Raw genomic sequence first — 14,188 nt, forward strand, 5'->3', positions numbered from 1 at the left:
GAAAAATCCTAGCGCTGTTTCGGGTCGAGCGCGTCGCGCAGGCCGTCGCCCAGGAGATTGAAGGCAAGGCTGACGAGCAGGATGGCGCCGCCCGGGAACGCGACCAGCCACCAGTTGTCCAGCATATAGCGCCGGCCGGTGGCGATCATCGCACCCCATTCCGGAAGCGGCGGCTGCGCTCCGAGGCCGAGGAAGCCGAGGCCCGCCGCCGTCAGAATGACCGTCGCCATCGAGAGCGTGACGCGCACCAGCACCGAGGGAAGACACATAGGCATGATCGACTTGACGATGATGCGTAGCGCCGATGCCCCCTGCATGCGGGAGGCCGAGATATAGTCGGCACCGCGGAAGGTCAGCGTTTCGGCACGCGCGAGACGCGCGATCGGCGGCCAGGTGGTCAGTCCGATCGCGATGATCGCGTTTTCGAGGCCGGCGCCGAGTGCCGCCACGAAGGCAAGCGACAGGATGAGGCTCGGGAAGGACAGGAAGATATCGGTGATGCGCATCATGATCGTGTCATACCAGCCGCCGAAATAGCCGGCGGTGGTTCCGACCAGCAACCCGATCGGGCCGACAATGACCGAGACGATGGTGATGATCGTCAGACTGATGCGCGTGCCGTAAATGATACGGCTCATGATGTCGCGGCCGAGCTCATCGGTTCCGAACCAGTGTTCGGCGCTCGGCGGCTTCAGCGTGTTGCTCAGGTTGACGATATTGGGGTCGTAAGGCGCGATGAACGGCGCGACGATCGCCGTCAGGAGCAGGATGGCGATGACTACGAGGCCGAAACCCGAGGAAGGGTTGCCGAGAAGTTCGCGAATGATCGCAAGGAAACGGCGGAAGGCCGAGTTGGGATTTGAGCGGGCACCGGACATAGCTGTTTCCTGGGCGGCATTCTGCATGGGAAGAGAGTTCGCTGCCATATCACCGCGTCCTCGGATCGAAGATCTTGTAGAGCGCGTCGGAAAGCAGGTTGAGCGCAATGAAGATGATGCCGACGAGCAGTACGCAGGTCATCACCGCGTTCATGTCGCCGATCAGCATGTTGTTGGTGATGTACTGGCCGAAACCCGGCCAGGAGAACACCGTCTCGATGAGGACCGCGCCTTCAAGCAGGCTGCCATAGGCGAGCGCCACGATCGTTACCAGTTGCACGCGGATGTTGGCGAACGCGTGATGCCAGATGGTGCGGTTCTTCGACAGGCCTTTCACCCGCGCCGTGACGATATATTCCTGGTTCAGCTGATCCAGCATGAAGCTGCGGGTCATGCGGGTAATGTAGGCCATAGACGAATAGCCAAGGATGCTGGCCGGCAGCAGCAGGTGGTTCACCGCATCCCAAAAGACTTCCATGTCGCCGGCAAGGATCGAGTCGATCAGCAGGAAGCCCGTCGTTTCCGGCACGAGGCCGATATAGTAGTCCGACATACGGCCGCCGCCGCCGACAAGATCGAGCGCCGCGTAAAAGACGATCAAGCCGATCATACCGGTCCAGAAGATCGGCATGGAGTGCCCGATGAGGGTGAGGAAGCGGATGACGTGATCGGTCGGCCGGTTGCGACGCACGGCGGCAAGGATGCCGAGCGGAATGCCAAAGCCGGCACCGACGATGATCGCGAATGTCGCAAGCTCGATCGTCGCGGGCATGACATGCAGGATATCGTTGATGACAGGTTGCCCCGTTCGGATCGAAGTTCCGAAATCGCCGTGAGCCAAGTCGTTCACGTAGCGGAAGAACTGCTGCCAGAGAGGAAGGTTTGCGCCGATCCGCTCCGCGACCATCTCATAGGCGGCCTGATCGGCTTCTTCACCGACGATGGCGCGGACTGGGTCGACCGGCATCAACCGTCCGATGCAGAAGGTCAGGATCAGCAAGCCGATCAGGGTTGCCAATATGGTGCCGGCCTGCCGCGTGAAAGCGGGGAGACGCTCGTTAATCATGGGCTTCCTCAGGATCGTAACAACCGTCGCGGCGCTTCAGAACTCACACCGCGATGGCCGACGATCATCTTTCTTTCTTGACCGTGCGAAGCTGTGTCGACCAGGAGGGATTCAGTTCGAGGCCCTTGATATCGGCCCGGAAACCAACACTGTCGACCACTTCGGAGAAGGGCTGGATCGCCGGCATCATGTCCGCGTAATAGGTCTGGATGGTCTCGTAGTCCTTGATCTGCTTGTCCTTGTTGCCTTCGACGAGAGCATCATCGATCATCTTGTTGATCTTCTCATCGTAAAAGGACGTGCGCCAGCCCTGGAAGTTCGTCAGCTTCGCCTCGTCCGCATTATTGGGATTGTAGACGATGGCGCGGAAGTTCGAGTCCGGATGCGGCAGTTGGCCACCGCCGCCGCGGCCAGCGATGAGTTCGTACTTGCGTTCACGCATCGCACCGTAAATCTGGTCGCCGGAGCCGGTGATAATCTCCGCCTTGATGCCGGCCTGCGCGAGCGTCGCCTGAATGGCGGTCGCAAGGCTCATGAACGGTACGTCGGAAATGGCGCGAAGCGTCGTTGAGAAGCCGTGCGGATAACCGGCTTCGGTGAGCAGCGCCTTGGCCTTCGTCACATCGAGCTTGTAGCCCGCATTCGGCAAGGCGCCGAATATGCCCGCCGGCACGGGGCGGTCGCGCCGCTTGCCGAAATAGGGCAGCACGCTGTCGTTCAAGCCCTGGTAATCGATCAGATAACGCAGCGCCTCGCGAACCTTAGGGTTCTGGAACTTCTCGTCCTTCATGGAGACGGCAAGGTAATAGAAGCCGCTGCCGCCGTTCGTCTGGATCTTGACGTCCTTGTTGTTTTCGAGCGCCTTGAGATCGGCTGCCGACATGGAGTAGGCGATGTCGATATCGCCCTTTTCGAGCATCAGCCGCTGGCTCTGCGATTCCGCTAGATGACGCATGATGATGCGGCGCATCGCCGGCTTTTCGCCCCAGTATTTCGGGTTCTGTTCGAGGGTGACGCGCTCGTTCGACTGCCACTGTCCGAGCGTGAACGGGCCGGAACCGGCGGAATTGTTGGTAAGCCAAGCGGTGCCCATATCGCCGTTCTTGTCGTGCTCCATAACCGCCTTCATGTCGAGAATGGAGCCCGGGCCGACAATGCCGAGCGTCTGCACGATGATCTGCGGATCAACCTTCTTCGGCAGCTTAATGACGACCGTATTGTCGTCCGGAGCGGTGAAGCTCGCATCCGCATTGGCAGCGGAGAAGCCGTGGGTCTTCAGGAACGACGCCTGGGCAAGGTTGAGCTTCATCAGCCGCTTGAAGGACCAGACGACATCTGCCGAAGTGACGGGATTGCCGGAAGCGAAGGTCGCGCCCTTGCGCAGCCTGAAGGTGATCGAGCCGTTGTCTTCGGCGATCATCCAGCTTTCGGCGAGCTGGGGATCCACCTGAGCGCGATTGACCGCATCGAGCGCCACGAGGTTGTCATATATGTTGGTGAGGACCTGTACGGTCTCCTTGCCGGTGATGGCGGCAGGATCGAGCGTCAGGATATTGTTCATCGAAAAGCCGACGACCAGCATGTTCGGCGGAGTTTCCGCTCGCGCCGGCTGGAGAAGCAGCGTGGAACCGAGCAATAGCGGCCCCATTATCCTCATAACTGGTTTCATGGTCGATCCTCCCGTAAGCCGCCGGTCTCCTCCCGGCGGATGAATGAGCTCCTCGCAAGAGATATGACGTCTTATAACAAGTGTCAATCTGAATTGCCGTCTCAAGAGAAGGACCGTGAAATCACGGCAGGCAGGGCTAAGGGCAATGATTCCTGCGAGGATACATCGCAGACATGGGATGCCACCGGAAATCAGGTAGTCAAGACGATCCTATTTCGCCAACGAGTGGATCTTGATCGCCGCTTTGGCGCCGCAACTGTTCTCGCTGGACTCGGTCAGTTCCTTGCGTTCGGAATACAACGACGCAGCACGTGGGATCGAAAAGACTTGTCCACACGCGGCTCATCAAGCCCGTATCTATGATAACTCCTGAAGATACCCTTCCTCGCCGTCAAACGCGACGAAGCCCGTCCTTCCAGCATTGATTATCGGGTACCGGCAGTTCAGACCGCGCAATACCGCTCCTGGATGTCCTTGTCCGCCAGCAGCGTGACCGCATCGCTGCGATAGACGATCTCACCCTGGTCGACAATCACGGCGCGGTCAGCGAGCTTCAGCGCCCATTCCACATTCTGCTCGACGAGCAGCAACGTCGTCCCCTCATCCCGCAACCGCCGGAACAGCACCCCCATCTCTTCAACGAGAACCGGCATGATGCCTTCAGACGGTTCATCGAGCAGGATCATCTTCGGCTTGGCGATCATTGCGCGGGCGATCGCCAACATCTGTTGCTCACCGCCTGACATCGTCACACCTTCCTGATGCAGCCTTTCTTTCAGGCGCGGGAAACTGCGGGCGATCTCCTCGATGGCGGCAGCCTCGTCGATACCCTGGCGGTCGGCCACCAATCCGAGCTGGAGGTTTTCCAGCACCGTCAGTCCACGGACGATACGCCGTTCTTCGGGTACGTAGGCGAGGCCACGGGCATAGCGGGCGTGCGCTTTCAATCGCGTGATGTCTTCGCCATTGAACCGGATGCTGCCGGTGGTGCGCGGCATCAAACCCATGATCGAACGGATGATGCTGGTCTTGCCGGCGCCATTGCGGCCGACCAGCGCGACAATTTCCCCAGGTTCAACGGCGAAGGACACGCCATGGAGCACGTGGCTTGCGCCATACCAGCCATTCAGACCTTCGATTTCAAGCATAGCCATCGTTCTGCCCCAGATAGACGCGGCGAACCTCGCCGTTCGCCCGAATTTCCTCCGGCGTACCATCCGCCAGAAGCTCGCCGTGATGAAGAACGATGACCCTGTCGCTCAAGCCGAGGATCATCTTCATCTTATGCTCGACCAGCAGGATGGTCCGGTCGGCCGCCAGCTTCTCGATCAGCGCCACCATCTCACGCGTCTCCTCCGGCCCCATGCCGGCAGTGGGTTCGTCGAGCAGCAGGAGAGCGGGATCAGCAACCAGCGCGATGGCAATCTCCAGCGCCCTTTGCTGCCCGTGGGCCAGGAATTTCGCCAGCGTCCCTGCCCGTCCGGATAACCCCACGGCAGCAAGAGTCGCAGATGCCTTCTCCTCGATGTCTTCGTAAACACCTCGGTTGGTCCAGATATTCATCCGGGATCTGAATGCCTGAGCCGCAACGCGGACGTTTTCAAGAACGGCAAGGTTCGGGAAGATATTGGTAATCTGGTAGGAGCGGGCGATGCCGCGGTGCACGTAATCGTGCTGCGGTACGCCCGCCATATCCGCGCCACGGAATTTCAGGGTACCGCTCGATGGTTTGAGGGCCCCGGACAGAATGTTGAAGAACGTGCTCTTACCCGCTCCGTTCGGGCCGATGATAGCGGTGATCTGTCCTTCCTTGAAGTCGGCCGTGATACCCTTGAGGGCAATGAGGCCGCCGAACTGCTTACCGACATTGGCAACGCTCATAATCGGTTCGTTCATCAGCCCTTCCCCCAGGAAATCAGCGTGCCCCAGACGCCTTTCGGCAGGTAGAGGACAAAGAGGATAAAGATCACTCCGACGATGAGCTGCCAGTTGGTGGTCCAGAGCGAAAAGATATCTTCCATCGAAAGGAAAGCGAGCGCGCCTATGAAAGGACCGAAGAAACTGCCGGCCCCACCGAGCAGTGTCATCATCACGATCAGGCCCGAGGTCTGATAATGCAGCGAGTCGAGCGGCACGATCGAGAGGTGCATGGCCGACAGCGTGCCCGCGAGCCCGCAAAGGATGCCCGACAGCACGAAAGAGAGGAGTTTGGTGCGCTCAACATTGTAACCGCAAGCGCGCGCCCGCGTTTCGTTTTCCCGGATAGCCTCGATAACGGCGCCGAATGGCGAGTTCAGCACGCGCGACACGAACCACAGCGCCAGCGCCACGACGATCATGATCGCATAATATTTGACGAGTGGATCGAGGAAGTTCAACGAAAAGCCCGGAAAACTCAACGTGCTGACGGTGAAGCCGCGCAGGCCATTCTCGCCGCCGGTCCAGGAGGATGCCTGCAGCGCCGTATAATAAACGAGCTGCGAGAGGGCCAGCGTCACCATGGAAAAGTAGATGCCGCGCGTGCGGATCGCCAGCACGCCCATGATAGTCGCAAGGAAGCCGGCCACGGCAAGCCCGATCAGCATGGCAACGAACCAGTTCACGCCGAAAGTGCCGAGCGTAATACCGGTTGCATAGGCACCAGCACCGAAGAAGGCCGCATGGCCGAAGGAAAGCAGGCCGGTGTATCCGAACAGAAGATTGTAGCCCACGGCCAAAAGACCGTAGATCAGTACGTTCACGGCCAGCGCCTGCGATGGCAGCACCCATGGCAGGATACAGAGTGTCAGGACGGAAAGCGGCACACGCCAGCGGTTGGCGCCTGAGAAAAGCGCCGCAAGACCCTGCCGGGATGGAGGGGGAGCAAGCTCGACGTTTCTAACGACCGACATGACCATCTCCTCAAAGCCCCGGCGCTGCGCGACCATAAAGGCCATTCGGACGCACAAGAAGGATGAGCGCCATCAGCGCGAACATCACGATCGTCGCCATTTCCGGTGCGAACAGCGACGTCATGCTGACTGCCACGCCGACGACAAGACCTGCGATGACAGCGCCTGCAAGCGAGCCCATGCCGCCGATGACTGTGACCACGAAAGCTTCGGCGAGCACCAGCGTTCCCATCTCGGGAGAGACATTGCGCATCGGCGCGGCGAGCACGCCGCCGAGTGCGGTGATGCCGACCCCGATGCCGAACACGACCAGCCACAGCTTGCTGATATCGACTCCGAGCACCCGCATGATAAGCGGATCGGCCGATCCGGCCCTGACGATCAGTCCGAATTTCGTCTTTTCGAGACCGATCCACAGAAGGAGCAGCACGGCGAGGACGACACCGATGACGAACAGCCGATAGAGCGGAAAGAAACCGATGCCGAGGTTGACCACGCCGCGCAGAGCCGCCGGCGTGGAAAACGGAATTCCGTCGGTGCCGAAGAGGATGCGCACGGCTTCCACCAGCACATAACCGAGGCCGAAGGTCAAAAGCAGCGGATCATCCGGCGAACGACCATAAAGGGGGCGGATGAGAAAACGCTCAATGAGCATGCCGAACAGGCCGATCAGCACCGGCGCCAGCACGAGAGCCCACCAGAAGCTCCCTGTCAGCCCGGCCACATAAAGACCCGCATAGGCACCCACCATGAACAGCGCCCCGTGCGCAAAGTTCACGATGCCCAGCATGCCGAAGATGATCGACAGGCCGAGCGCAACCATGATCAGGATAGCGCCGAGCGCGAGGCCTGAAAACAGCTGCATCGCAATGAGTTGCACGGTCATAGGTTCATCCGTCCCGGAATATCGGCTCTTGTCTCAGCTCTTGAAGCCGAGTTCGGAGCAGCTTCTGAGAATGCTCTCCGAGGCCTGCTCGTTGGCGACGATCTTGAAGAGATCGGCATCCGACTTCATATCGCTCTTGGCTTTCGATTCCAGCACGAGAACCGACTGTACCGACTGATGGTCGCACTTGCGATAGAATTGCTCGCCCTTGGCAACGTCGTATTTCAGTGCCTCCATGGCCTCGATGACTTTCTGCGGTTCGGTTCCGCCGGCCTTCTCGATCGCCATGAGCAGCGACGCGACGCCGGTATAGCCGTAAGCACCGTAGTCGGTGGGGATCGCTCCTTTGTACTCGGCGCGGAAGACGTCGTTGAAGGCCTTTGCCGACGGTACGGTTTCTTCGAGTCCCCAGTAATAGTTCGCGCCGCCGACCACGCCTTCGAAGACTTCCGGATCGACCGCGAGGCGCTGGTTGTGCAGGATGACAGGCACGACGATCTTCATCATGTCCTTCACGCCGAAATCCACCGCCTGCTTGATCGAATTCGCCTGGTCGCGGCCGAAATTGCAGATGCAGAGGATATCCGGATTGAGCGACAGGATGGTCGGGATGAAGGTGGAGTAGTCCGCTGCACCGAAAGGATGCAGGATCTCGCCGACCGTTTCGGCACCGATCGCCTCGGCAGCCCGCTTGAAGCCACGCAACATTTCATGGCCATAGGCATAATCGGCCACCAGATAGGCGATTTTGGAGCCCTTCTGGAAGGAATGCCTGGCCACCACCGCCGTGGTCATGGTCGGGTTCAGCGCCTCGTGGAACGTATAGGGGCTGAAGTCCTTGATCTCGTTGATCGTGTCCGACTGGCTGATCGAAACATAGATCATGTTGCGCGCGCGGGTCACTTCGTTGACTGCAAGCTGCACGGCGCTCGAAAGCGCACCCACCACCGCATGCACTTTGTCCTTCTCGATAAGTTCAAGCGTGCGGGTAGCGGCTTCGCCGGCGTTCAGCTTGTCGTCACGGACAAGCAGCTCGACCTTGCGGCCTGCAATGCCGCCCTTGTCGTTCGCCAGCTTGACCGCGAGCTGGGCGCTGCGCACCTGGTCATTGGCCTCGGCTGCGAATGGACCAGTGAGCGGCGTCGGAAAACCAATGCGGATCGTCTCCGCCTGGGCCCGCGCGATCCACGGCATCGAAAGCGCGCCGGCGGTTCCGGCCAGCCCTATCAGTGCGGTGCGGCGGCTGATCGGCCTTTGGACCAGCTTGTCAATTCCCTTCGTCATTGTTGTCCTCCTCCTCTTGGACATGTGCGCATGCATCAGATCTTGCCGAGCGCTTTCAGGATGCGCGCCGGCGTCATCGGTATCTGCGACAGCACCGCGCCATGACGGGCGAGTGCATCGTTGACGGCATTCATCGCGGCAGCAGAAGCGGCGGCCGTGCCGGCCTCGCCGACGCCCTTGGCGCCGAGTTCCGTGTCGCGGGTTGGCGTCTCCACATGTGAAATCTCGATGTCGGGCATTTCGCAGGCCATCGGCACGAGGTAATCGGCGAGCGAGCCGTTGGTGAGCTGGCCTTCCGCGTTGTAGAGGCATTCCTCGAAGAATGCCGCACCGAGCCCCTGCACCACGCCACCGCGGATCTGCTCGTCGACCAGAAGCGGATTGATGATGCGGCCGCAATCCTCCACCACCCAGTGCCGAAGGATCTTGACGAAGCCCGTCTCCACATCGACCTCGACGAGTGACCCCTGCGCGCCGTTGGTGAAGGCAAAGGGGTAACCTTGCGGGGCATAATGATGGGCGACCGAGAGCTGCGCCTGGGTGCCGGGCGGCAAGGTGTCCGACCGGAAAAAGGCGATGCGGGCCACTTCCGCCAAACTGATCCGCTGCTGACCGGTAGCAGCCTCGACGATCCAGTCCTCGCGGATATCGAGTTCGCCGGGCTGCGCCTGCAGGATGAGGCCCGCGATCGAGAGAAGATTGGCCTTCAGCCTGCGCGCCGCCTGCAGCGCTGTCTCACCACCTATGCCCGCCCCGCGGCATGCCCAGGTCGCGCCACCATGCGGCGTCATGTCCGTATCGCCGGTCATGAGGCGAACCTTGGCGCGATCGACGCCGAGCTGATCCGCGACGATCTGGCCAATGATGGTCTCGGTCCCCTGCCCCTGTTCGGTTACGGAAATCGCGCAATGCACCTCGCCGGATGGCGTCAGTTTGACGACCGCGCCGTCCTGCGCGGAAATACGCGCCCCGCCAACACCGTAAAAGGCTGGGCTGGGATTGGTGATCTCAACGAAAAGCGCTATGCCGATGCCGCGCAGGATGCGTTTCTCGCGCAATTTCGCCTGCTCCGCGCGAAGCGACTCGTAATTCATCAGCGAGCGCAGGCGCGACAGGCAGATTTCGTGGGAGAGCTTCTCGAACTGGTAACCCGTCGGCGACTTGCGCGGATAGCTGTCGTCGGGGATGAGATTACGGACGCGGATATCAAAGGGATCGAGTGCGAGCTCACGCGCCGCCTTATCGACCATGCATTCGGTCACCGCACAGGCGATCGGATGGCCAACGGCGCGATATTGGCTGGCCTGCACCTTGTTCTGGAAAACCACCGACAGCTTTGCCCTATAGGCGGAGAAGTCATAGGGCGCGCCCATCAACCGGACGACCTGGTTGCCTTCCACGGCGCTGGTACGCGGGTAGCTGGAGAATGGACCGATCGCGGTCACGTCGTCGACTTCCATGCCGGTGATACGGCCATCTTTCCCGACCGCAAGCCTTGCCGTAACGCGATGGTCGCGGGCATGAATGTCGGAAACGAAGGATTCCATTCGATCCGCCACATATTTCACCGGCCGGCCGAGCAGGATAGAAGCCCCAACCGCCGCCATCTCCTCGTGATAGACATGCAGCTTCATGCCGAAGGAGCCGCCGATATCCGGCGCAATCACGCGGACATTGGCTTCCGGAATTCCAAAATGGCGGGAATAGACATCCTGGAACTGATAGGGCGTCTGAGTGGCGTGATGCGCCGTCAGCCGGTTTTCGCTGGGATCATAATCAGCGACGATCGCCCGGGGCTCCAGCGTCACGGCCGTATGCCGACCGAAGATGAAGCTCTGCTCCACGGTCAGATCCGCCGCCTCCAAGGCTTCATCGACACCGCCAGCGTCAAGCTTCATCGAAAAACAGAGATTGTCGCCGAGTTCTTCTGAAATCGCCCCTCCGGACATAGCCTCAGCCGGGTCCGCAAGCGCCGGCATCTCCTCGATGTCGATCATTACCAGTTCGGCGGCGTCCTCGGCGATTGCCCTGCTGTCGGCGACGATCAGCACGACCGGCTGGCCGGACCAGGTCACCTTTTCCGTTGGAAGCGGCATCTGCGGTGGCGACTTCATGTTCTTGAAGTGATCGAGCGTGCCGATCCAGGGCGTGCAGATCGCCGCGAGATCCTTGCCTGTGAAAACGGCGCGGACTCCCGCAAGCGCCGCGGCTTCATCCGTGTCGATCGAGAGAATTCGTCCGTGGGCATAGGGGCTGCGGACAAAGGCCGCATAGAGCATGCGCGGCAGGACAAGGTCAGTGACATACCGCCCCTTGCCTTCGAGCAGACGTTTCGCATTCGGCCGGGAGACCGAACGGCCGATATAGGAATTGGGTCTGTCCAGGGAGCCGGCGAACACGTTCATACCTCCTCCTCCGCCTTGGCGCGCCAACGCTCGCCAGCCGTCCGCTCGATCGCGTCGACGATCGCCTCGTAGCCCGTACAGCGGCAATAGTTTCCGGAAAGCGCATCGCGGATCTCCTCGCGGCTCGGAACATTGCCGGACGACAGGATGCCATAGGCGCTGACCAGCATGCCGGGCGTGCAGAACCCGCATTGCAGCGCATTGCGCTCGTGGAATGCCTTCTGGAGATCGGTGATTGCACCGCGCGACGTCAGCCCCTCGACCGTCTCGATCACGCATCCGTCCACTTGTACGGCGAACATCAGGCAGGCATGAACGGGCCGGTCGTCGATCAGCACCAGGCAGGCGCCGCAGACGCCCATCTCGCAGCCGGTATGGGTGCCAGTAAGCTGAAGGTCCTGGCGCAGGAAATCGGCCAGCGTGGTTCTCGGGGCTACGAGCGCCTCAACCTCCTCGCTATTTACCGTCAGCGAAACCGCGATCTTGCCACTCATGGCCTCGCCTCCAGCTGCCCCAGCAGGCGGCCGAGCAGCACGCGCGCCAGATGCAGGCGCATCTCGACGGGCGTGTGCTCGTCACCAGGAGGATCGAGATCGACATCAAGGGCTTCCTGCGCCTCGCGGATAATTTCGAGCGTCAGGCGGCTCCCCGTAAGGACGGCTTCGGCGTTTCTCGCCCGCATGGGCGCGGGCCCTGCCGACAGAAAGGCAATCCCTATGCGCTCGATGCGATCGCCGTCGCATTCCGCGTTCACGCCGGCACCGACGAGCGCATAATCGCCGCGGCGGCGGGCAAGTTCGCCGAAGGCGCAGCGGGACTTTCCAGTCGCGACCGGGATATGAACGGCCCGGATCATCTCACCGGGCTGGAGCGCCGTCTCATAGAGACCGAGGAAAAAATCGGCAATCGGAACGCGCCGATCGCCTGCGAGCGAAGCGATCTCGACCTCCGCGTCGAGCGCCAACGCCATGGCAGGAAATTCCGATGCGGGATCGGCGAGCGCCAGGCTGCCGCCGAACGTCCCCTTGTTACGGATCGCGGGATGGGCGACGAAGGGCGCTGCTTTCGAAAGCAGCGGCGCATGTTCTGCCACCAGTTCAGAGTTGAGGATTTCGAAATGGCGTGTCGTCGCACCGACGCGGAGCCTATCTTCCACGACGGCAAGGCCATGCAATTCCTCGATACGTGCGATGTCAATGAGCAATGCCGGCGCCTGGAGCCTCAGCGCCAGAGCGGGAACGAGGCTCTGCCCACCCGCGATATAGGCCGCATCGCCATCGGCATCCCCAAAGGCCCGCAGCGCCTCCTCGACGGATTGCGGGCGCACATATTCGAAAGCTCTCGCCTTCACCGGTCTCCTCCCGATGGTCGCTGGAATTTGTGACCACTTGGTTACATTATTCCGCAAGATGGTTGCCGGTCAACAAAAATTACCAAATGGTCTCAAATAAATTACCACTTGGTCTCAATCGCGACTTGCGCTATCGCTGAGAAAGCAATGCGTTATGTGCCGCAGATGGCGAGCGGTCGCGGATTCAGGAGTGCAATGACGGATCAGCTGAATGTCCCGGAAGGCGGGCATGGCCGGCCAAAGCCACGGCGCCCCAAGCAGTACATGCGGGCAACCGAGCGGGAGCAATTCATTCTGGAAGAGGCCGTCCGCTTCTTTGCCGAGCATGGTTTCGAGGGACAGACCCGGGAACTCGCAAAGAGGATCGGCATCACCCATTCGGCGATCTACCGGCATTTTCCCAGCAAGGAGGCGCTGATCGAGCGCGTCTACGAACACGTCTATCTAAGCCGCTGGGACGAAGCCTGGGCAGGTTTGATTACCGATCGCAGCCTACCGCTCGAAGGCCGGCTCACGGAATTTTACCTTCAATACGTGAACCGCGTCTTCCATTATGATTGGGTAAGGATCTTCGTCTTTTCCGGGCTGAAGGCATTCGACATCACACCACGCTATCTCGACATCGTACGGCAGCAGATCATCGAACCTGCCTGTCTTGAGCTTCGTCATGAACTCGGGCTTCCCGGCGCGGACGAGACGCCGCTGACCGAGCGGGAAACCGAACTCTTTTGGGGACTGCACGGCCGCATCTTCTATCTGGCGATCCGGCGTTTTGTCTATTCTACGCCAACACCGGAATCCCTGGACGATATCGTCCGAGACGGCGTTAAGAGCTTCATGCTCGGCGGACCGGAAGTCGCAAAAACGATCGTGCAGGCAAAAGCCTGATCGGTCATTCCGCTGATCGTTGTCTGCTTCAGGTACTCGACGTTTCTCGAACGCCTTTAGACCTCACGCTCAAATAGCAAAGCTGTTCGACAAGCGATCAAGATCTTCCGAGATTGCCGCCGCTGCCGACTGCAGAATTGGAACATAGCGATCGCAAGCCTCCTGCTCCGAACTGAAAGCCGATTTGAAATAAGTCAGTCCTATGCTCGCTATCACTCGCCCCCCTTGGCCGACGATGGGAACGCCGATGGTATTGGAGTTCTTGGGCTCTACAAGCGACGAGCGTGTTGCATAACCGGCTTCGCGTACCTTTCCGACAAGCCTTTTCAGTTCATTGGGGTGATGGCTCAGCGCGTTCTCCGGATCATCCGACCTCTTAAGAATATCGATGATCATGTCGAACTCGTCCTTGTCGAGAAACGCCAGATATGCCAGCCCAAGTCCGCGCGTAAGCAGGCACAGACGCTTGTTCACGGTGCTGTGGAAGGGGGAGATCAAGCTATCGGGAACCGTGCTGAAGCGAACCACCATCCCGTCATAATCCGGCAGGGCGATCGCGATCGGCCATTTGTGCTTGCGGGTGATCGCGATGGCCCATGCACGCCCCGCCTCCACGACCAGCGGCCCCTTGTGAAAGCCGGAGCTGAGGGACGTCACCAGCGCACTGACGCAGTATCCCCCCTGCCGCACATCATTCTCAACGTATCCTGCATCCTCAAGCGTGCGCAGGATACGCACGAGAGTGGGCTTCGGAAGCTTCGTTCGGGCATGCAGTTGGGCAATCGTGTTGATTGGCTGCAGATTCAGCTCCTGCAAAACATTCATCGCGCGCTCGATTGCTCGAATGCCCATTGATCTTCCTCCCCCTGG

At 60.3% G+C, this 14,188-nt stretch carries 13 protein-coding genes; 1 reads left to right on the forward strand and 12 read right to left on the reverse strand.

From position 1 onward, the window contains the following. Positions 1 to 8: 8 nt before the first annotated feature. From ABK249_RS19195 to ABK249_RS19245, 11 genes are all read right to left on the reverse strand, one after another. The gene (locus ABK249_RS19195; RefSeq protein ID WP_348863708.1) at positions 9 to 878 is read right to left on the reverse strand and encodes an ABC transporter permease; all 870 of its coding nucleotides are present in this window, start codon (positions 876 to 878) and stop codon (positions 9 to 11) included. A gap of 49 nt (positions 879 to 927) precedes the next feature. Continuing rightward, positions 928 to 1,944 carry an ABC transporter permease gene (locus ABK249_RS19200; protein WP_348863680.1) on the reverse strand — a complete coding sequence of 339 codons (1,017 nt, stop codon included), beginning with the start codon at positions 1,942 to 1,944 and terminating at the stop codon, positions 928 to 930. 64 nt (positions 1,945 to 2,008) lie between these two features. Further along, complete coding sequence (locus ABK249_RS19205; protein ID WP_415926456.1) at positions 2,009 to 3,613, reverse strand: ABC transporter substrate-binding protein; 1,605 nt, start codon at positions 3,611 to 3,613, stop codon at positions 2,009 to 2,011. 443 nt (positions 3,614 to 4,056) lie between these two features. Further along, positions 4,057 to 4,761 (reverse strand): ABC transporter ATP-binding protein, encoded by a 705-nt coding sequence (locus tag ABK249_RS19210; RefSeq protein ID WP_348863710.1) that lies wholly within the window; start codon positions 4,759 to 4,761, stop codon positions 4,057 to 4,059. After that, positions 4,754 to 5,509 (reverse strand): ABC transporter ATP-binding protein, encoded by a 756-nt coding sequence (locus ABK249_RS19215; protein ID WP_348863681.1) that lies wholly within the window; start codon positions 5,507 to 5,509, stop codon positions 4,754 to 4,756. Before ABK249_RS19215 ends, ABK249_RS19210 begins: the two co-directional genes overlap by 8 nt. Continuing rightward, positions 5,509 to 6,504, reverse strand: coding sequence for a branched-chain amino acid ABC transporter permease (locus ABK249_RS19220; protein WP_415926457.1), 996 nt, complete (start codon positions 6,502 to 6,504; stop codon positions 5,509 to 5,511). The genes ABK249_RS19215 and ABK249_RS19220 overlap by 1 nt, the downstream gene beginning before the upstream one ends. A 10-nt stretch (positions 6,505 to 6,514) precedes the next feature. Beyond that, positions 6,515 to 7,390, reverse strand: coding sequence for a branched-chain amino acid ABC transporter permease (locus ABK249_RS19225; RefSeq protein ID WP_348863682.1), 876 nt, complete (start codon positions 7,388 to 7,390; stop codon positions 6,515 to 6,517). Positions 7,391 to 7,423: 33 nt separating this feature from the next. Next, positions 7,424 to 8,674 (reverse strand): ABC transporter substrate-binding protein, encoded by a 1,251-nt coding sequence (locus ABK249_RS19230; RefSeq protein WP_348863683.1) that lies wholly within the window; start codon positions 8,672 to 8,674, stop codon positions 7,424 to 7,426. A gap of 35 nt (positions 8,675 to 8,709) precedes the next feature. Continuing rightward, a complete protein-coding gene (locus ABK249_RS19235) occupies positions 8,710 to 11,079 on the reverse strand; it encodes a xanthine dehydrogenase family protein molybdopterin-binding subunit (protein WP_348863684.1) in 2,370 nt (789 codons plus the stop codon). Beyond that, a complete protein-coding gene (locus tag ABK249_RS19240; RefSeq protein WP_348863685.1) occupies positions 11,076 to 11,573 on the reverse strand; it encodes a (2Fe-2S)-binding protein in 498 nt (165 codons plus the stop codon). Before ABK249_RS19240 ends, ABK249_RS19235 begins: the two co-directional genes overlap by 4 nt. Then, on the reverse strand, positions 11,570 to 12,430 hold the full coding sequence (locus ABK249_RS19245; RefSeq protein WP_348863686.1) for an FAD binding domain-containing protein: 861 nt from the start codon (positions 12,428 to 12,430) through the stop codon (positions 11,570 to 11,572). Before ABK249_RS19245 ends, ABK249_RS19240 begins: the two co-directional genes overlap by 4 nt. 264 nt (positions 12,431 to 12,694) lie before the next feature. Here ABK249_RS19245 and ABK249_RS19250 point away from each other — a divergent pair, with 264 nt between their 5' ends. Beyond that, positions 12,695 to 13,318, forward strand: a complete 624-nt coding sequence (locus tag ABK249_RS19250; RefSeq protein WP_348863712.1) for a TetR/AcrR family transcriptional regulator — start codon at positions 12,695 to 12,697, stop codon at positions 13,316 to 13,318. A gap of 69 nt (positions 13,319 to 13,387) precedes the next feature. Here the strand turns inward: ABK249_RS19250 and ABK249_RS19255 are convergent, their stop codons facing one another. After that, entirely contained in the window at positions 13,388 to 14,170 is a 783-nt protein-coding gene (locus tag ABK249_RS19255; RefSeq protein ID WP_037152004.1) for a helix-turn-helix domain-containing protein, read from the reverse strand. Positions 14,171 to 14,188: the final 18 nt, after the last annotated feature.

Source organism: Neorhizobium phenanthreniclasticum (assembly GCF_040066075.1).
In the GTDB taxonomy this organism is placed as follows: Bacteria; Pseudomonadota; Alphaproteobacteria; order Rhizobiales; family Rhizobiaceae; genus Neorhizobium; species Neorhizobium petrolearium.

Bases quoted from the DNA above. Each gene is read 5' to 3' on its own strand.
- ABK249_RS19195 (WP_348863708.1), bottom strand. From the start codon at position 878: ATGTCCGGTGCCCGCTCAAATCCCAACTCGGCCTTCCGCCGTTTCCTT.
- ABK249_RS19200 (WP_348863680.1), bottom strand. From the start codon at position 1,944: ATGATTAACGAGCGTCTCCCCGCTTTCACGCGGCAGGCCGGCACCATA.
- ABK249_RS19205 (WP_415926456.1), bottom strand. From the start codon at position 3,613: ATGAAACCAGTTATGAGGATAATGGGGCCGCTATTGCTCGGTTCCACG.
- ABK249_RS19210 (WP_348863710.1), bottom strand. From the start codon at position 4,761: ATGCTTGAAATCGAAGGTCTGAATGGCTGGTATGGCGCAAGCCACGTG.
- ABK249_RS19215 (WP_348863681.1), bottom strand. From the start codon at position 5,509: ATGAACGAACCGATTATGAGCGTTGCCAATGTCGGTAAGCAGTTCGGC.
- ABK249_RS19220 (WP_415926457.1), bottom strand. From the start codon at position 6,504: ATGTCGGTCGTTAGAAACGTCGAGCTTGCTCCCCCTCCATCCCGGCAG.
- ABK249_RS19225 (WP_348863682.1), bottom strand. From the start codon at position 7,390: ATGACCGTGCAACTCATTGCGATGCAGCTGTTTTCAGGCCTCGCGCTC.
- ABK249_RS19230 (WP_348863683.1), bottom strand. From the start codon at position 8,674: ATGACGAAGGGAATTGACAAGCTGGTCCAAAGGCCGATCAGCCGCCGC.
- ABK249_RS19235 (WP_348863684.1), bottom strand. From the start codon at position 11,079: ATGAACGTGTTCGCCGGCTCCCTGGACAGACCCAATTCCTATATCGGC.
- ABK249_RS19240 (WP_348863685.1), bottom strand. From the start codon at position 11,573: ATGAGTGGCAAGATCGCGGTTTCGCTGACGGTAAATAGCGAGGAGGTT.
- ABK249_RS19250 (WP_348863712.1), top strand. From the start codon at position 12,695: ATGCGGGCAACCGAGCGGGAGCAATTCATTCTGGAAGAGGCCGTCCGC.
- ABK249_RS19255 (WP_037152004.1), bottom strand. From the start codon at position 14,170: ATGGGCATTCGAGCAATCGAGCGCGCGATGAATGTTTTGCAGGAGCTG.